Source organism: Pseudarthrobacter sp. BIM B-2242, from assembly GCF_014764445.1.
Lineage (GTDB): Bacteria > Actinomycetota > Actinomycetes > Actinomycetales > Micrococcaceae > Arthrobacter > Arthrobacter luteus_A.
Window position 1 is genome coordinate 70,120 of sequence record NZ_CP061722.1, and the last position, 15,746, is coordinate 85,865.

Consider the following 15,746-nt stretch of genomic DNA (forward strand, 5'->3'; position numbering starts at 1 on the left):
GCAGCTTCAACCCGGTGTCCGCACACATGCCGGACATGGAAACCCTCACGATCCCCGTGGCCTCGGTCGAGGCCGTCACCGACCTGGTGATGAACCGGCAGCTCATCGAGGTCCAGCGCGACCACGCGAAGGGCATCGTGGCGATGGTCCTGGGCTGCGCCGCCGAGGTTGCCGGCCCCCGGGAACCCGTCTACGAGCCCAACACCCGCCGCCTGAACGTCACCATCAAAGACGTGTCCACCCTCCAGTTCGGCCACGGCTTCAGCGATCACGTCGGCTACACCACGGGATGGGACGGCAAGTTCGTCCGCGACGGAAGTGCCTACGGGCCGCCCCGAAACGACGAGGCACCCACAGGCCTGACCTCCACCCTGCAGCAGCTGGTTGGGCATAATGTAGCCCTCTGGGTCACCGACGACGAGTTCTTCGCCATGCCCACCATCGTCCAGGTCAACGACATGGGGGTCTCAGAGTGAAGCTGTCCGTGACGAAAACCGTCAACGCCCGCTCCCTGGAGCGGCGCTGGAACCTGTCCGGTGCCGAGCCTGTGACCACCCACCCGCTTCTGCCGACGGTGCCCTTCACGCCTGTCGATCTGCGCATCTGGTGGCAGCTCAGTGACGGCCGATGGCCTGAAACCTGCAGCGCCCACGCCTGGCCCGCCAAGGACCAGGACCGGGACCGCAACTTTGCCTCCTGGGACAGCACCGGCGGCAACTATCCTGCGGCCATGCCGGAGTGGGTCAGGGACCTGGCCAAGGTCGTCCGTGCAGACCTGGTCGCCAACAAAACCTCGCCGGACACCGGGGCGGAGGACTTCTGGGGCTACAGTCTGCACCGCTACTGGGATGTCGAGGACGCCGGCACCGTCAGCGACTGGCGCGGGCCCGGCTTCATCCCCGCCGATCTGGACATCTCCTGGAGCTTCTACCCCGGCAGGCCGGAGAGGGACCACCGGTACGGCGTCTACGCGCACTCGGCCGGCCGTGGAGACCGCGGCAGGATCCGCGACACCGGCCAGTGGGGCGGAACCCGCACACGGCACGACCCTGACCTTCCCGGCTGGATCCGGGACCTCGTTGATGCCCTGTACGAGGAGCTGGCCGCCACCGCCAAGGCATCGACAACGGAACGCGACGCAGCATGACCGCTTCCCAGCCTGAGAAGAGCCCGCCGGACCCGAGGGAGTACAGCATCAACTCCAAGGTCCGGAACCTCCTGTGGACGGTGCCCCTGGCTTTCATGCTCAGCCTTCCGTCCTGGTTCGTGGCAGCGTTTGCCTGGTGTGGGATCAGCGGCTGCAGCGGTGGCGGGTTTGGGGTGGCCACAGGAGCTCAATGGCTCGCCATCACCCTGAGCGTGCTGAACGGAGTGATCTTCGCGGTCGCTGTATTCGCCGTGCCCTGGCTGTACCCCACGCGCAGGCGCGCCCTCGTGGCCCTCATTGCTGGGGCGCTGTTCGGGCTACTGGGCGCCGCCATCACCCACGGCTGACCGCACGCCTCCGTTTGATCTCCGTTACCGATGGGTAGGCTGATTGCTTCGGCCGCACACATGGAGGGTTCACGACGTCTATACCGATGGAGCCTGAGTTGAGCCTCACCATGACCGAGATCTCCAGCCTGTACCGCACGATCACCTCCACCCGCGATGTGATCGAGCTGGCCGCCGAACTGAACCATCCCGAGCGGGAGCGGCCTGCCGTGGTGGTCTCCACGACCAAGAGCGGCCCGATGATCAGCCCCGAGGCCCTGGCACAACGGCTGGGCACCGACGTTGACGTCTACCTTCTTGGCTCCGCCAGCATCGCTTATGACTTCCAGGACGCCATGCCCCTGGACACCTCCGTGTACGGCGGCGCGGCGCGCTGCTACCCACCCGGGAACGCCTGGGCCAAGAGCACCCACAAATCGATGGTCCGCCTGGCCTACACCCCGGAGGAGGGCCGTGCCGCGATCGCGCTGCTGGCCGGCGACGTCGCCGACATGGAGCCCTTCACGCCCCGCTCAGCAACCACTTCCTTCAGTCCCCGTCGACAGGCACCGGCTGAGACTGTCACCGGCACCGTCTCGGTCATCCTGGAACCGGACGGCGTGCTCATCAAGCTGCAGGACGGCATCGCCCGCATCGACACCTCCACTCTTGCCCCGGGCATCAGCCCTGACCGGCTCTTCAGCCCGGAGCAGCAGGTCACCGGGACCGTCCGCGACGGCATGCTGACCATCACGCAGGGCCTGCACACCCCGGCGGACGCCGTGGACCGCGCTGTCGTCGGGAGCATTCACCCCGCGCTGGTCCTGTCCCACAAGAACGTCCTCCTGTTCCCCGGGCTGAAAGTCCGCCATGCCACCGCCGAGCCGGCAGGGTCGGTTATCGCCCTCCAGGTCGAGCTGCAGGGCCGCGCAGACGGCAAGGCGTGGAAGTTCACCACGGTCGAGGACCCGGAGCCGGCGTCCATCACCGAGGCGCTGCCCTTCCTCGCCGGCGGTGAGCCGTGGATCCGGCACGAAGCCACAGCGGACCTGCCCCTGCCCGTGGCCGCCCCGCCTGTTCCTACCGAGCCACCCGTCGTGCCAGCTGAGCCGGATGAACCGGCAGTGGTGGAGCCCGCCGGCGTTGACCCCTTTGCGGCCCTGGATTCGGTCCGGGCACGGCTCGAGCATCTGACCGCCGAGAACGCCCGGTTGTCCCGCGAGATCACTGATCTTCAGCTGGACAAGGTCGCGCAGACCGAGACGTCCCCGGTCCCCATGCCGTCCTTCGGCGGCGCCGAAAACGAACGCCTCCGCGCCCAGGTCGCCCTCCTGACGCGCCAAAAGATCGACATGATCGAGGATGTCAGCCGCGCCAACGAGGACGCCAACAGCCTGGCCGCCGAGAACGCAGCGCTGTCCCAGCAGGTTGAACGCCTCCGGGAGGATGTCCGGAAGGAGCGCGACCGGGCCGCGCGTGCCCGACAGATGGCCAAGGACATCGATGACGTCGCCGAGACCGGCCCGCTGTTCGCCGACCCGGAGCAGCAGTTCCGGCACGAGATCTACATGGAGTGGGCCACCCGCATCCCGGCAGGCTCCAAGACCACCACTCCCCTTGCCGACTATGGCTTCGCGGACGGGTTCCTGGCCTCGGTGGAGGATCTTCAGGGCGTCGACCGGTCCAAGATCATCGCAGTCGCCGTCGAGGTGCTCACCGGCCTGGCCGACTCCATGCCGGGCAGGGACATGCACCGGCTCCGCGGCGGTGTCGCCGGCACCTCAACATACGTGGAGGACCCGCAGCTGGGCACCGCATGGAGGGTCGCGCTGCAGGTCAAGACGGCCTCCGCCCGGCGCATGCACTTCTGGCGCGGGACGGACGGCAGGATCGTTTTCGCCACGGTCGGGCTGCATGACGACATGGGGATCTAACCGGCAGCCACCGCGGCTTCGCGGACCCAAGGCGGTCAGGATGATTGAATCGTCTTCGACGCCACGGTGGTGCGTCACCGAGCTTGGCCCTGAAGAGCCGGCCCCGAAAGGAACATAATGCCCCCGCTGCCCCGCTCCGCGAACTGGGATGAGCGTTGCGCCCATCTGGCACGATGGGTCGAGGTCAACGGTCGCGTTCCCAGCCAGATGAGCGATGACGCGACCGAGCGCAGCTGCTACAGCTGGCTGACCACCAACAGAAAGCGCCTGAAGGCCGGAAAGCTCACCGACGAGCAGGCACGCCTTTTCAAGGCACTGCCTGTTCCTCAGCTCACCCGGAACACCATCGAGGACCGGTTGAACGAGCTGGAGGCCTTTTATGCCAAGCACAAGCGGCTTCCTCTGACCACTGCCGTAGAGCCGGCGGAGAAATCCCTGTCAACCTACCTCGTCGGGAACCTCCGCAGAAAAATCAGCAAAGGCACCCTTGATGAGGGGATGCTTGCGCGGGCCCGTGCCATTCCGGGCGTAGACGAGATCAGCATCATCCCCGACCAGGACGAAACCCTGGAAGAACTGTTCGCCTATGCCGCCCAACACGGTCACATGCCCCCGTTCCGGAAGCCGGACGGCACGCAGGAAGCGCGCCTCAGCAGCTGGGTACGAAACAACACCCGCGGCAACCCCCAGGACAAGTCACCGGCACTGAGGGCGCGCCACGAAGCTATCTTGGTCCTGATAGCCCGCTACCCGGGAGCCTCCGAAGCCGAACGTGAGCAGCGGCCCCAGCGGCGGGAACTCCAGCTCCGTGAACTGGAGTCGTTCGTGAAAGAGCACGGCCACCTTCCTGTCAGCACCAAGGGTGTGGATGAGACCTCGAAACGCCTGACAGCCTCGGTGGAATTGTTCCGCCGTGAAATGGACGAGGGAAGACTGGAGCCCGGGCATGAAGTCAGGGTCAAGGCAGTGCTGGACTATCCAAGCCACCGGGACTACGAGTGGCAGGCCAACTTCGAGGCGCTCGTCCAATACGCAGCCGCGCACGACGGAAGACTGCCGGGAACCTGGGCCGCCGGCAAGCTCTTTTCCTGGCTCACGTTCCAGCGCCGCCATTACCGCAATGGCATGTTGAGCCACGAGCGCCTGGAGAAGCTCCTGACCCTCGACGGCTTCATTCCCGGCATGACGGCAGCAGCTGCGAAAGAGGTGCACTCCTAAACCCGGCGCCGACGGCATGAATCTTGCCCGGCGCCGGGAAGGGCAGACGGGTAGTCCGTACACATGGCGGCCATGAGAACTTTGGACCGCAAGTACCTGGCAACCCACCCAGCCGGCGAGGAGCCCGCCGTCTTCGAGGTAAGCATCGACCTTCCGGCATCTGTGGACGTCCCGAACAACCCGGATGGAACGCGCCCCCAAGTGACTCTGAAGGCAACCTCGGACACCTACGCCAATCTCCTGGGAATCCTCGGGTACGTCCACGGCGTCGAGGTTGGCCAGAACATCGTGATGCTCGTGGTCGAAAACGCCGACGAACGCAAGATGGCCAAATACGAAACCGTCCTGGCCGCAGCACCCTACCTCCGTGAAGCAGCAGCTGAGATGGTCACGCCGTTCCGCACCTTCACCCAGACGCTGGAGCTCCAGACTTCGGAGGATGAGAACTCGATGGTCACCGCCTCCCTGGAAATCACCGCACCCTCCATCACCCACGCCGGACTGGCCCTGAAGTCCATGACCCGGCCGCATGTCCTGAACGAGCTGGCCATCTCTTTCTCCCCGGAGACCCAGGATGATGATGACCTCGCCGACAACCACGTCCTCGTCGTCTCGTGACCGCCACGGACAACGCATGAGCACCCTTACCGTCCACGACATCGTCGCCTTCCTGCTGGTCCGGCAGGGCGGCCACCTGAGCATGTCCGCCCTCCACAAGATGGCCTACTTCGCCCAGGGCTGGCACCTGGCCTGGGCCGGGACTCCCCTGTTCAATGAGGAGATCCATATCCGCATGGGCGGACCGTTCGTTCCGGCCCTGTTCCCGCACCAGAAAGACGGCTTCCTGGAGACCTCGTGGCCCGCCGGCAACCCTGCCGCCGTGGCCGGCGAGCAGGCGAAAGCCCTGGAAGCCATCTTCCGCCACTACGGCCACCTGACCGGGATCACCCTCGCCGAGTTCGCAAACCGCCAGGCACCCTGCCAGCTGGCCACGGCCCGGGCCACCGAAGAGGACCCCACCCCGGCCATCGACCTTGGTGAGCTCAAGGCCTTCTTCCGGGCTCTGAACGATGCTCCCGAGGACACCACCGCCTACGCCAACAGGTTCATGGCCCGGTACACCGACGAGGCCCTACGGGTGCAACAGTGAGCGCCCAGCACACCCTGGTCGAAATCCGCTACGCCACTGCGTCCCTGCCGGACGACGACTACTCCGGCTACCACTGGAAGTGCAGCTGCGGGGCCGCCGCCAGCTCGTGGATCCAGAACTGGCCCCAGTCCGAAGCTGAAGCCCAGGAAGAGTGGCAGCTGCACTTCGAATAGGCCGGTGACGGCTCTCGAATGCGCCACACACACATGGCTACAACAAGTGGCTCGCCAAAAACACCTAAGCCACTTCGCTACCAGACCTAGGAGCATTGAATTTGGGCCACCTGACTGACTACTACGCCGCCAAGGACGCCGAACGCGAGGACGGCTCCACCGACTGGTCCCAGGTGCCGATCCGCAACGGGGGAACGCTCAATACCGGACACCCGGAGGATCAGGATGACTGAGCCGGAAGAGCTGATCGACGACGACGGCTATCCCACTGACGAGGCCCTCGACTACCTGCGGAACTTCCATGGTTCAGCGGCAGAGATGGTCACCTACGTCCGCTCCCTCATGCATAACGGCGCGTCCACACTGGAGAACTTCCTCGACGACTACGGGCGCGACGAGCAGCGCCTGACCCTCGTCACGTACGGATGGTCCGGCTGCGAATCCGTCATCGGCGCCCTGCACGGAACCATGTTCAACATCATGTTTTGGGAGTCGTCCCACCGAGGCGGCAAACATACCTTCACCTTCAGCCCCCAACAGCTGTCCCTGGTCATGTCCTGGGGCAACCCCGCACCGGCCGCCGAGCCGAAATCCTGAAAGGCACCACCATGCCCACAACCCGTGCCAAGAGCGACCCCGCCACCCTGCGCAAAGTCCTCGCCTACCCGATCACCGTTTTCACCATCGGCATGCTGAGCGTCGCCGCCTTCAGCTTCGTCTTCATCTTCAAACTCGGCCACTAAGAAAGGCACCACCATGGCGCACCGGAAACTCACCATCGACACCTTTGACGGCTCCTCCCAAGTCACCGTCGAGGGCCTCCTGCAGCTGACCGTCCTGTCCGACGGCAGCGTCCAGATCGACCTCGCCGGCAAGCACATCAAGGTCAGCCGGAACGGCCTGCAGTACCTCGTCCGTCCGGAAGCCGCCACCGTCATCGAACGGCCCGCCGCAACGCTCGTCGAAGCGCGGCCGTGACCGCTGCCTTGCCTTCACGCGCCCCTCGCGAGCAGGCCGGGAACGCATGAGATGGATGCGGGACATGGCATCCCTCTACAGCCGGTACCGGCAGGCACTCCGGCGTGAGCGTGAGGCGATGCGGGACCTGAAGCGGTGGATGCGGGAGAACCCCTGATCCGTCGGGGAGGAGCCCGCTGGACTCCGTACACATGAGGCCCATGATCCTTCTGACCCTCATCGCGGCCACCGCCATTGTTGCCTCGCAGCTCACCAGCCACATCACCGGCCGGCACCAGGCGGAGGACGCACTCGGCTACGGTGCCCTCGCGCCGGCCTGGCGCGAAGGCTACCTGGCGGGAGTGAACGACGAACGGATCTCGGCTGCCTGGGACGTCCCAGGCTATGGGCCCAACCGCGGCAATCCCTACCCCGGCACGGAAGAGCTGGTGCAGCATGTCTGACCCGACCGCTCCCCGCCATTACGTGCTGGCCCAGGACATCAAGGCCGGGCAGACCATCGTCCACGGCCGCGGCGGCAAACACTGGACCGCCCTGGAAGACGCCGACACCACCAACATGCGCCGGCACGCACGAACCGGGGACCTGCTCGTCACCATCCCGGTGTCGTTCCGCGGCACCCCGCAAGGCATGCCCCTTGGCATCCCGCTGGACAAAATCGTCCGACTCATCACCAAAGGAGACCCCTCATGAAGGTCCGTCTCCTCGCCTTTGCCTCCAATGAAGGGGCAGTCTCCACACGATGACGGCCACACCCCGAGGGCCGGCCGGCCCTCACCCGGCTCACGAAGCCCACCGCCGGATGGTCGCCGCCTCACGGGCAAGACTTGAAGCTGCCAACAGAAAGGCCGCCAAGAACCGCGCCCGCGGCATCAACAAGGCGCTGCAGAGGGCAGCCGCCCGGTTCCTGCCGCCAGGCACGGAGCTTTCAACCCCCAGAGTGCTGGACCTCGAGCGATGGCCGTACGCCGGCGACCAGAAAGTCCTCTATGACGTCCCCCAGCCGCTCAGGAACTCCATCCTGGAAGAAGACGCCCTCTGTGTGTGGTGCCGCCAGGAGCTATCCACCACCATCGACCACGTACACCCACTGAACCGGGGCGGAACCAACCATCCGCTCAACCTGGTGGGCGCCTGCGGTGCCTGCAACTACATCAAGGGTGACTTCCTTCCCAAGGAACTCGGGTGGGTGCTGCGCCTTCCACGGCGGGCTTTTGCCCTTGCTGCGCTGCCGGCCTGAAAGCGGCCGGGGAGCTCGTCCCGGCGGTCCGTACACATGAGACCCATGACCGATCCGACCCTCACCGCCACCCTGATCGAGCACCTGACTCCTGCTGATGAACCGCCGGTCGGCACCGTTGCGTCCTTCCACTACCGCTTCGCCTCGGGCGGCGGCTCCTCCACCGGGTTCATGCTGCGGGACGCGGGTGGCTGGCGCGACAGCCCCAACCGCCCGGCACGGTCCTGGGCCGAGATGGTGGACCTGGATGCCCGCAACGCCGCAGCCCAACAGCGCAGTCCGGGCACCACCACACGCTTCATCTCCCTGGAGGTCGTCCTCCACGTCACTCCGCCCGTTGACCACCCCGCGGACCGGGCCCGACTGGTGAAGCTCCAGCACGCTGTCTACACCGCAGCGGAGAACCTGGGGATCGAGACCGAGGGTGTCGAGCACACCGACCTGGTGAATGCCGTCGCTGCCCTGGCAGGAGCACGCTCATGACGTACGGGGTCGGCACTGTCATCGCCATCGACGAAAAGGACACTGAGTACGAGGCCACCTGTAACCTCGGCTGCCCGCACAACGTCACACCCGTCGCCCGTCGGTCCGTCACCATCGTGGAGGAGAAAAAGGTCCGGGACCTCTTCACGGAGGGCTGGGCCAACACCGGGCCACAGCCGCCGAGGCTCCCCGGCTACCGCGCCATCGAGGATGACGGCACCGAATGGCTTCGCGACTGGGACGGCTGGGTCAACGAGGTTCCCGGCTTTTGGAAGACCGCCGACGGCCGCCGTGCCGAGTCTGCGTCCTCGCTTGATCCTGCCGTCAAGTACGCAGGCCGTAAGTCCCAGGTCTACCAGTTCATCGACCTGACCTCCGCCACGGAGGCGTAGTGGACACCATGGGCAAAGACGTGATGGTCCGCATCCTGACCGGGCACTGGGGCCGCCCCTACGTGGAGGAAGGGTACGCCCTCTTCGTTGATTGCATGGGTGCCGGTTGTGGCTTCCGGTCCAGCCCCGCGGAGGCGGGCAATGAGGACAAGATGTGGACTGAGCACGCCGGCCACGTCGCCGAGCAGCTCCAAGCAGCCGGACTCGCCGACACAGCCAGTGCAGCAACAACCGAGCGGCTTCGCCTGGCCGACAAGCTGGACGAGGAGGTCACCCGCCGGGAAGCACAACCCTGGCTGCGGTGGAGCCCTGCCATCAACCTCGGCTGGACCCAGGCCGCCAACCACCTCCGCCACCCCACCGCCACAAACTGACCCCTAGGAGCACCGCCATGGAAAAACAACAGGAACAGCCTGTCTTCAAGCCCTTCGACGTCGTCCTCTATGACCACGAGCCGGAAACCGGCCTGTATTTCCTTCCCGGCACCCTGGCCACCAAGCCCAGCGGCAACTGGAGCCACATCTGTATCGGCAAGCCCGTACTTCGAACGCTCACGGACGAAGAACTGGCCGCGATGTACTGGCATGCCCGCCACGAACGTCTGGCCGGCAAGGGCTGTCACCGCGACGCTGAAGGCAACTTCGTCAGCGAGGCGTTGGTGCTGGAGCGCTTCGCCACCCTTCCGGCCGTGAAATGAAACGACGGTCTAGCATTAGGGCTGGCCAGGCGGGCAAGAGTGGGAGCGGGCGAGTGGATTTTCGCAGGTATGCCAAAGCAGCTGTTTTGATGGGCGCCGTTGTGCTCACGCTGACGGCTGCGTCCTGCGATGAGCGACGCTTCACGCGCGAAGATGCCCTTGCCGTTCCCCACTCCGTGGTCCAGGTCGGCGAGTATCGCGACAAGGACTGGGAGTACGTCGACAGTGACGGCGTGGCGCAGAAGCTCAACAGGTGCGAGGACCTCAGCCCTTGGACCGTCGAATACAGGTGCACATCTCTTGACGGCAGCGTGGAGCTGACCTTCGATAGCTCGAAATACGACAGGATGGGGGATGCCACTCTCCACATCGATGGCAAGGACGTGCTTCTCGACTGCATCAACGGCGGCTTCTGGACCGACGGGAAGATGTTCTGCATGCCGGCCTCGGCCGTGCCGAAGCCGAGCGGGCCGGCGTCGGAATCCTGACACCCACCCCGCCTCGCAGAGGGAGTCGTTAGTAGCACCCCTGGTTGGCGCATGTGGTGAGCATGCACCAAGCCTCCGCACACATGATGGCCATGGGAACCCCGACCAGCCTCCACACCGCACTCCAGGCAGCCATCAACACGCCCGGTGCCATCACCAAGGCACAGCTGGTGACGCTGCTCAAGCGGTTCCCTGAGCCGGAGATTCCGACCGAGCAGGACCTGGTGATCGTGAACGGCATCCTCTCGGTGGACCTGCGCGAATGCACCTGCGCCGCCTCCGACTTCAGCGCGCCGCTGGGCTGCTCCCACGAGAAGCACTGCGGCCTCGAACCGGTCATGGACATCAGCCTGGCCCTGGAGAAAAGTGGCTACCGTGCCTGAGCGCAAAGAACTCTCCGCGGCCTGGGTGACCGGCGCTGAAATATCCGCTGACATCTTCGGAGACGTTGACGCCTCCGACTGCCCCTACGACGACCCCGACCTTGCCGCCGCCTGGCGCGACGGCACCGAAGTTTCCCGCGACTGGGACGGCCGAGCCGACCTGTCCGCCAACCCCCACGAAGAATGAGGAATCCATGACCATCACCCGCAATCCCAACAACATCCTCTGGGTCGACTATGAGGCCACCGGCCTGATGAGCGATCCGTTCACAGTCCCGCTCGAAGGCGCCGCCATCATCACCGACGGCGACCTGAACGAACTGGCCGTCCTTGAGGGCATCGTCCTCCACGCCACCGAGGAGGAGCTCTCCTACATGAGCGACTTCGTCCTGGACATGCACACCAAGACCGGCCTGCTCGACAAGGTTCGGGCATCAACGGTCACCCGGTTCCAGTTCGATGAAGCCCTGGCTGGCTTCGCCGCCCCGTACTTCCCGACCAAGGGCGAGGAACTCGCTGACGGGACCAAGTACCGCGGCATGGTCATCGGCGGAAACTCGGTGAAGTTCGACTTTGACGTGACCGAGAAGTTCTTCCCGCAGACCCGCAAGAACATGGACTACCGGGTCATCGACATCTCCGGCCTGGGCGAGCTCGTCCGCCGCTGGAGCTATGACTACTGGAAGGCCATGCCGCCCAAGCTCAGCGACCACACCGCGCTGACCGACATCCGCGCCGGCGTCAACGAACTGCGCTACTACCGGGCAGGGATGCACCTGCTCGCACCTCAGTAAGACCAGTCGCCGGCTTCGGCCGGCGGCCCCGACGGCTGGTAGCTCAACCAGGTGAGGGCGAAGCAGGGCAAAGGGCCGGATTCTAGATCCTCCAGGCACCGCCGACATGCCAGCTCCAGAGCACCGGGAATGGTCCCGGAGACGAGGTTCAAATCCTCCCAGTCGACAATCAGGAGGGCCGTTCCGGGGAGCCGGGGCGGCCTTTCCGTACACATGGGGTCCATGGAATCCCAGCAACTCACCCTCGGCGGCTTTCTGGAAGCGCTCGACGCTGTCCCCCGTGATGCCCAGCTCTATGTGTCATTCGGCAGTGCCAAACGCCTCGGCGGCTTTGTCCGTCGCCATCGGCCTTACGTCGACGGTGTCGCCCTTGAGCCAAGGATGCGGGAGACCGAGAACACAGCCACGGCTGGCGCCTTCGCCGCCCACCTCCGCCGTGCCGCATTCGGGCTCAGCTACAGCACGGAAGACCGTCCCGTCGACGAATTTCTCTCCGGCTGGCACACCCCTGTCTGGGTTTCCACACGCCATGAGCTGAGCTTCAATGCCGTCACCGGGGTGGAGATGGTGAAGGGTTGTGCCGTCATCCGCACCACCGACCTGGCTCCCGTCCAGGGTCCGTCCCTGCAGCGCATCACCGATGAGGAAGCCATCAACCGGATGCGGGTTGAACACCTGCGGCGCACAGGCCAAGACATCCAGCTCGCCCCGGCCGCCGAGCGGCACCTTCTCCGCTTCGTCATGGTGGGCCGCAGCGATCTCCTGCACCGGATGGAGGAGGCCCGTGCGGACCTTGCAGCGTTCGAGAGCAGCCTCCAGGCCAAGAAGGACCGGGTCGCCCGGCTCGAAGAGGAAGCAGCACGCAACGACTACCTGCTCGGGATCCGGAACGACCTTCCCGGTGATGAACCCGGCTGCAACGGCCTCTGCCACCGCGCCTCCGACGTAGGCGTCGCTGTCCCAGGCGACCCCGTCGCCTACCCCCATGACTCCTGCCCCGAACACGGCGCCTGAAAGGCAACGACATGCACAAGGACAGTGCCTTCGCCCCGCTGACCATCACCGGGGACGGCTTCTACGACGCCTACATCACCCTGGAACCCGGACCCCACATGCGTTTCCCCAGGTACGACCACCACGACCTCGTACGGTCCGCGGTAACCCTGAAAGGCGCCGAGCTGGAAGGTGGGGTGCGCAACGACAGGACCATCTTCGAACTCAATTCCTACGCCCCGCCCGGGGTCGTCGAAGACGACGGGGACCGCTGCCTACTGGCGAGCCTCGAATTCCTCTCCGTAAACCTGTCGTCCTCCAAGGGTGGCCGGCTGTACTTCACGGGCCTTCTGACCGGAGCCGAGACGTACCCGCAGGACGTCCACGACAAGATCGCCGCCGGCGCCCCGCTGAGCGAGATCGAGGAGCTGCGCGGCGACTACGACGACGTCCGGTACCTGCCGCCGGGGTACGAACCGCTTCGGGACTACTTCGGCTGGGAAGCCAAGGTCCAGCTCATCCCCCGCAGCGCCTCCTGACCCCTGTCCTGGGCCGCCGGAGAGGGCTCTCAGATCGTCCGCACACATAGGTCCCTGTTATTGCACTCGATCTAGGGATTCATGAAACATCGTTCTACCCGCGTGGCCGCGGTAAGCCTCGGCCTCGCCCTCTCCTTGTCCGGCAGCCTTGTTGCCGCCACCGCTGCCACCGCCGCACCGGCACCCACGATCGTGGCGTCCACCGTCTACGACGAATGGTTCACGAAACAGACCTTCGACCTGATCAACGCCAAGCGCGCCGCAGCAGGTTCACGTCCTTTCGTATGGAATCAGAGAATCGCCGATGTTTCCCAGGACTGGGCCAACAAACTCGGCACCGCGACCAAAGACCCCAACTGGGACTTCGGGACCATCCACCGGCCTGACGCGGGAGGATCACTGATTCCCTCCGGCTCCACCTGGTACCGCGAAAACATCGGGTTCAACGGAACACCCCAGCAGATCGTTGACTGGTGGATGAACTCGCCGGGCCACAAAGCAGCCATGCTTGACCCACGAGGGACCGACGCAGGCCTCGGATACGTCGTGCAGACCTCGGGCCCGTACGCCGGGCTGAAGCTTGTTGTCTCCAACATGGCCGCCTACCCGACGACCCAGCTGCCCTCGACCACCACCCCCTCCGGCTCCACCCAGACTCCTCTCGCCCTCAAGGCGGCACAGATCAACGGCGCACTTGGCCTGCCGACCAGCCCCGAGGTTTACGGGCTCAAGGACGGCGGCGCCTACCGCATGTACCAGCTCGGTGCCCTCATCTACTCCCCGGCATCCGGTGCCCGCATCTCCTTCGGTGCCATCAGGACCACCTGGGCTTCCCAGGGGTTCGAAGCAGGTCCGCTCGGCTACCCCACGACCGACGAGGTCGGAGGGATCAAAGACGGCGGCGTCTACCAGAACTACCAGGGCGGAGCGATCGTCTGGTCCCCCACCACGGGTGCCCAGATTTCCAGCGGGCCAATCCGCACGAAGTGGCTCGCTGCCAACGTTGAAGCCGGCCCCCTCGGCTACCCCGTCTCGGGTGAGGTCAAGGGCCTGAAGGACGGCGGCTCCTTCCAGAACTACCAGGGCGGCACCATCATGTACTCGCCCGCCACCGGCGCCCGGATCTCCATCGGTGCGATCCGCACCACCTGGGCATCGACAGGGTACGAAAACGGCTCCCTGGGCTACCCCACCTCCGATGAGTACAAGGTCGAAGGCGGCGTCGCCCAGAACTATCAGGGCGGCGTCATCACGCACAACTACTCGTCCGGCAACCGGATCGTTTCCAGTGAGATGGCCGGACCGTACAAGGAGCACGGCGCCTACCTCGGAACCGCGGTTGCCGACAGGGTTGCCATCAGGGACGGCGGTTTCTACCAGAACTTCATCCGCGGATCGATCCTCTGGTCGCCCGCCACAGGAGCCCAGATCTCCATCGGTGGCATCCGCAGCATCTGGGCCAGCGTCGGCTACGAGAACGGCGTCCTCGGCTACCCGACGTCCGGTGAACTCGCGGCCAACGGCGGCGTCTACCAGAACTACCAGCACGGCGTGATCACCTGGCACGGCACCGGCGGCGGCCACTTCGTCTTCGGCGGCATCGGCAGCATGTACAAGAGCGCCGGCGGGGCAACGGGGCGGCTGGGCCTGGCAACCAGCGGCGAGTACCTGACCGGCGGCGGCAACGTCTCCCAGAACTTCCAGGGCGGAACCATCAACTGGGGTCCGAGCGGAAACTGGATCAGCTACAAGTAGGCACCTGCCTGAAAGCACCCCTTCCTGCCAGTGCGGGGAGGGGTGCTTCTGTCTTTCCGGAGACCGGACGCGGGTACGCCGTACACATGGGGCGGTATGAGCATCCACATCCGTGACATCGCCAATGACAACATCACTTCCCTGGCCCCGCAGCTGAGCGGCCTCTACATCCAGACCGGGTCCGTGGACCACAACGGGCGTCTGGTCAGTGGGCACCTGCAGGACGCCAAAGTCATGGAGGACGGCCAGCGGATCGCCATCAAACTCACCCGCTACATGAACGGCAAGCACGTGCTGGACAGTGTCGTGGTGCCCGCAGGCAACGACCCCCTCGGCAACCCCTGGTGCACGGCAGTCCATGTCCGGGCAGACAGCGCACTGCTCGCCCAGCTGGACGCCACTGGCACCACTCCAGTCGCGGCCTAGTTCACCCGCTCCGCCAACCCGCCTGCGATCGCCCCTAACTGGGTCGTCACTGAAGGGGCTCTGGTCTGTGAGTCACGGTAGAGACCCACGCAGAACAGTGCATAAGCTAAGGCACGCCGTACGATTTGTGGCGATACATCTCAACATCATGGGGGATCCTTGAAACAAGCACTGGCAATCGTTGCGTCCGTTGGTCTGCTCGCGACCACCGCAGGGTGTTCCTCGGCGCCGAAGACCATCACCGCCCAGGGAGCCATCACCTCATCCACACCCGCGAGCCTGGGCTACCGCGTTGGTGGCCCGTGTAAGGGCATGGGGAACGACTCGATGCAAAAGGGCAAGGAATACAAGATCACTGCCGAGGGCAAGACCCTCGCAATCGGAGAGCTGGACGAGGGAGTCGGCATCCGGGGCGCCGAAGGTGGCGTTGATTGCCAGTTCAAATTCAGCCAAGAAGTTCCGGCAGGCATGAAGTTCTACACCTTGGACCTCGGTGAGTTCCAGGGTCATAAGGAGTTCAGCGAAGCCGAGATTTCCAAGGGGATCACCGTCGACCGGATTGATCTCGACGGACGCCAGTAGTCAAAGGTTCCTAGCCACTACGCTGAGGTCCAACTTCGCGGACTGGAC

General features: G+C 65.2%; 28 protein-coding genes. All 28 read left to right on the forward strand.

What is annotated here, in order from left to right:
* Window positions 1–35: 35 nt before the first annotated feature.
* A complete protein-coding gene (locus IDT60_RS20570; RefSeq protein ID WP_191082374.1) occupies window positions 36–476 on the forward strand; it encodes a hypothetical protein in 441 nt (146 codons plus the stop codon).
* An 8-nt stretch (window positions 477–484) separates the two neighbouring features.
* Entirely contained in the window at window positions 485–1,147 is a 663-nt protein-coding gene (locus IDT60_RS20575; RefSeq protein WP_223884057.1) for a hypothetical protein, read from the forward strand.
* Window positions 1,144–1,494, forward strand: coding sequence for a hypothetical protein (locus IDT60_RS20580; RefSeq protein WP_191082376.1), 351 nt, complete (start codon window positions 1,144–1,146; stop codon window positions 1,492–1,494). The genes IDT60_RS20575 and IDT60_RS20580 overlap by 4 nt, the downstream gene beginning before the upstream one ends.
* A 98-nt stretch (window positions 1,495–1,592) precedes the next feature.
* Entirely contained in the window at window positions 1,593–3,407 is a 1,815-nt protein-coding gene (locus tag IDT60_RS20585) for a hypothetical protein (protein WP_223884058.1), read from the forward strand.
* 117 nt (window positions 3,408–3,524) lie between these two features.
* Window positions 3,525–4,625, forward strand: a complete 1,101-nt coding sequence (locus tag IDT60_RS20590; protein WP_191082378.1) for a helicase associated domain-containing protein — start codon at window positions 3,525–3,527, stop codon at window positions 4,623–4,625.
* 72 nt (window positions 4,626–4,697) lie between these two features.
* Window positions 4,698–5,243 carry a hypothetical protein gene (locus IDT60_RS20595; RefSeq protein WP_191082379.1) on the forward strand — a complete coding sequence of 182 codons (546 nt, stop codon included), beginning with the start codon at window positions 4,698–4,700 and terminating at the stop codon, window positions 5,241–5,243.
* A 16-nt stretch (window positions 5,244–5,259) separates the two neighbouring features.
* On the forward strand, window positions 5,260–5,775 hold the full coding sequence (locus tag IDT60_RS20600) for a Panacea domain-containing protein (protein WP_191082380.1): 516 nt from the start codon (window positions 5,260–5,262) through the stop codon (window positions 5,773–5,775).
* Window positions 5,772–5,948, forward strand: a complete 177-nt coding sequence (locus IDT60_RS20605) for a hypothetical protein (RefSeq protein ID WP_191082381.1) — start codon at window positions 5,772–5,774, stop codon at window positions 5,946–5,948. The genes IDT60_RS20600 and IDT60_RS20605 overlap by 4 nt, the downstream gene beginning before the upstream one ends.
* Before the next feature lie 101 nt (window positions 5,949–6,049).
* Window positions 6,050–6,181 (forward strand): hypothetical protein, encoded by a 132-nt coding sequence (locus IDT60_RS23445; RefSeq protein ID WP_255527111.1) that lies wholly within the window; start codon window positions 6,050–6,052, stop codon window positions 6,179–6,181.
* Entirely contained in the window at window positions 6,174–6,545 is a 372-nt protein-coding gene (locus tag IDT60_RS20610) for a hypothetical protein (protein ID WP_191082382.1), read from the forward strand. The genes IDT60_RS23445 and IDT60_RS20610 overlap by 8 nt, the downstream gene beginning before the upstream one ends.
* An 11-nt stretch (window positions 6,546–6,556) precedes the next feature.
* Window positions 6,557–6,691, forward strand: coding sequence for a hypothetical protein (locus IDT60_RS23450; protein ID WP_255527112.1), 135 nt, complete (start codon window positions 6,557–6,559; stop codon window positions 6,689–6,691).
* A gap of 13 nt (window positions 6,692–6,704) precedes the next feature.
* A complete protein-coding gene (locus IDT60_RS20615) occupies window positions 6,705–6,926 on the forward strand; it encodes a hypothetical protein (RefSeq protein WP_191082383.1) in 222 nt (73 codons plus the stop codon).
* Between the two features lie 200 nt (window positions 6,927–7,126).
* Entirely contained in the window at window positions 7,127–7,369 is a 243-nt protein-coding gene (locus tag IDT60_RS20620; protein ID WP_223884059.1) for a hypothetical protein, read from the forward strand.
* A complete protein-coding gene (locus IDT60_RS20625) occupies window positions 7,362–7,619 on the forward strand; it encodes a hypothetical protein (protein WP_191082384.1) in 258 nt (85 codons plus the stop codon). Before IDT60_RS20620 ends, IDT60_RS20625 begins: the two co-directional genes overlap by 8 nt.
* 49 nt (window positions 7,620–7,668) lie before the next feature.
* Entirely contained in the window at window positions 7,669–8,166 is a 498-nt protein-coding gene (locus IDT60_RS20630; RefSeq protein ID WP_191082385.1) for an HNH endonuclease, read from the forward strand.
* A gap of 45 nt (window positions 8,167–8,211) precedes the next feature.
* Complete coding sequence (locus IDT60_RS20635) at window positions 8,212–8,649, forward strand: hypothetical protein (protein WP_223884060.1); 438 nt, start codon at window positions 8,212–8,214, stop codon at window positions 8,647–8,649.
* Window positions 8,646–9,041 carry a hypothetical protein gene (locus IDT60_RS20640; protein WP_191082387.1) on the forward strand — a complete coding sequence of 132 codons (396 nt, stop codon included), beginning with the start codon at window positions 8,646–8,648 and terminating at the stop codon, window positions 9,039–9,041. The genes IDT60_RS20635 and IDT60_RS20640 overlap by 4 nt, the downstream gene beginning before the upstream one ends.
* Entirely contained in the window at window positions 9,041–9,415 is a 375-nt protein-coding gene (locus tag IDT60_RS20645; RefSeq protein WP_191082388.1) for a hypothetical protein, read from the forward strand. Before IDT60_RS20640 ends, IDT60_RS20645 begins: the two co-directional genes overlap by 1 nt.
* A gap of 17 nt (window positions 9,416–9,432) precedes the next feature.
* The gene (locus IDT60_RS20650; RefSeq protein ID WP_191082389.1) at window positions 9,433–9,738 is read left to right on the forward strand and encodes a hypothetical protein; all 306 of its coding nucleotides are present in this window, start codon (window positions 9,433–9,435) and stop codon (window positions 9,736–9,738) included.
* A 53-nt stretch (window positions 9,739–9,791) separates the two neighbouring features.
* On the forward strand, window positions 9,792–10,226 hold the full coding sequence (locus IDT60_RS20655; protein WP_191082390.1) for a hypothetical protein: 435 nt from the start codon (window positions 9,792–9,794) through the stop codon (window positions 10,224–10,226).
* A gap of 62 nt (window positions 10,227–10,288) precedes the next feature.
* Entirely contained in the window at window positions 10,289–10,609 is a 321-nt protein-coding gene (locus IDT60_RS20660) for a hypothetical protein (protein ID WP_223884080.1), read from the forward strand.
* A complete protein-coding gene (locus tag IDT60_RS20665; protein WP_191082391.1) occupies window positions 10,602–10,796 on the forward strand; it encodes a hypothetical protein in 195 nt (64 codons plus the stop codon). Before IDT60_RS20660 ends, IDT60_RS20665 begins: the two co-directional genes overlap by 8 nt.
* A gap of 7 nt (window positions 10,797–10,803) precedes the next feature.
* Entirely contained in the window at window positions 10,804–11,403 is a 600-nt protein-coding gene (orn, locus tag IDT60_RS20670) for an oligoribonuclease (protein ID WP_191082392.1), read from the forward strand.
* 222 nt (window positions 11,404–11,625) lie between these two features.
* Complete coding sequence (locus IDT60_RS20675; protein WP_191082393.1) at window positions 11,626–12,417, forward strand: hypothetical protein; 792 nt, start codon at window positions 11,626–11,628, stop codon at window positions 12,415–12,417.
* Window positions 12,418–12,428: 11 nt separating this feature from the next.
* Complete coding sequence (locus tag IDT60_RS20680) at window positions 12,429–12,935, forward strand: hypothetical protein (RefSeq protein ID WP_191082394.1); 507 nt, start codon at window positions 12,429–12,431, stop codon at window positions 12,933–12,935.
* Window positions 12,936–13,016: 81 nt separating this feature from the next.
* Window positions 13,017–14,690, forward strand: a complete 1,674-nt coding sequence (locus IDT60_RS20685; protein WP_191082395.1) for a CAP domain-containing protein — start codon at window positions 13,017–13,019, stop codon at window positions 14,688–14,690.
* 96 nt (window positions 14,691–14,786) lie between these two features.
* Window positions 14,787–15,116: a hypothetical protein gene (locus IDT60_RS20690; RefSeq protein WP_191082396.1), complete on the forward strand. Its 330-nt coding sequence runs from the start codon at window positions 14,787–14,789 to the stop codon at window positions 15,114–15,116.
* A 159-nt stretch (window positions 15,117–15,275) separates the two neighbouring features.
* Window positions 15,276–15,698, forward strand: a complete 423-nt coding sequence (locus IDT60_RS20695; protein ID WP_191082397.1) for a hypothetical protein — start codon at window positions 15,276–15,278, stop codon at window positions 15,696–15,698.
* Window positions 15,699–15,746 lie beyond the last annotated feature (48 nt).

Coding starts and splice junctions, on each gene's coding strand:
- IDT60_RS20685 (WP_191082395.1), top strand. CDS start 13,017: ATGAAACATCGTTCTACCCGCGTGGCCGCGGTAAGCCTCGGCCTCGCC.
- IDT60_RS20650 (WP_191082389.1), top strand. CDS start 9,433: ATGGAAAAACAACAGGAACAGCCTGTCTTCAAGCCCTTCGACGTCGTC.
- IDT60_RS23450 (WP_255527112.1), top strand. CDS start 6,557: ATGCCCACAACCCGTGCCAAGAGCGACCCCGCCACCCTGCGCAAAGTC.
- IDT60_RS20600 (WP_191082380.1), top strand. CDS start 5,260: ATGAGCACCCTTACCGTCCACGACATCGTCGCCTTCCTGCTGGTCCGG.
- IDT60_RS20615 (WP_191082383.1), top strand. CDS start 6,705: ATGGCGCACCGGAAACTCACCATCGACACCTTTGACGGCTCCTCCCAA.
- IDT60_RS20660 (WP_223884080.1), top strand. CDS start 10,289: ATGCACCAAGCCTCCGCACACATGATGGCCATGGGAACCCCGACCAGC.
- IDT60_RS20675 (WP_191082393.1), top strand. CDS start 11,626: ATGGAATCCCAGCAACTCACCCTCGGCGGCTTTCTGGAAGCGCTCGAC.
- orn (WP_191082392.1), top strand. CDS start 10,804: ATGACCATCACCCGCAATCCCAACAACATCCTCTGGGTCGACTATGAG.
- IDT60_RS20625 (WP_191082384.1), top strand. CDS start 7,362: ATGTCTGACCCGACCGCTCCCCGCCATTACGTGCTGGCCCAGGACATC.
- IDT60_RS20610 (WP_191082382.1), top strand. CDS start 6,174: ATGACTGAGCCGGAAGAGCTGATCGACGACGACGGCTATCCCACTGAC.
- IDT60_RS20580 (WP_191082376.1), top strand. CDS start 1,144: ATGACCGCTTCCCAGCCTGAGAAGAGCCCGCCGGACCCGAGGGAGTAC.
- IDT60_RS20630 (WP_191082385.1), top strand. CDS start 7,669: ATGACGGCCACACCCCGAGGGCCGGCCGGCCCTCACCCGGCTCACGAA.
- IDT60_RS20620 (WP_223884059.1), top strand. CDS start 7,127: ATGATCCTTCTGACCCTCATCGCGGCCACCGCCATTGTTGCCTCGCAG.
- IDT60_RS20635 (WP_223884060.1), top strand. CDS start 8,212: ATGACCGATCCGACCCTCACCGCCACCCTGATCGAGCACCTGACTCCT.
- IDT60_RS20595 (WP_191082379.1), top strand. CDS start 4,698: ATGAGAACTTTGGACCGCAAGTACCTGGCAACCCACCCAGCCGGCGAG.
- IDT60_RS20590 (WP_191082378.1), top strand. CDS start 3,525: ATGCCCCCGCTGCCCCGCTCCGCGAACTGGGATGAGCGTTGCGCCCAT.
- IDT60_RS20570 (WP_191082374.1), top strand. CDS start 36: ATGGAAACCCTCACGATCCCCGTGGCCTCGGTCGAGGCCGTCACCGAC.
- IDT60_RS20690 (WP_191082396.1), top strand. CDS start 14,787: ATGAGCATCCACATCCGTGACATCGCCAATGACAACATCACTTCCCTG.
- IDT60_RS20640 (WP_191082387.1), top strand. CDS start 8,646: ATGACGTACGGGGTCGGCACTGTCATCGCCATCGACGAAAAGGACACT.
- IDT60_RS20680 (WP_191082394.1), top strand. CDS start 12,429: ATGCACAAGGACAGTGCCTTCGCCCCGCTGACCATCACCGGGGACGGC.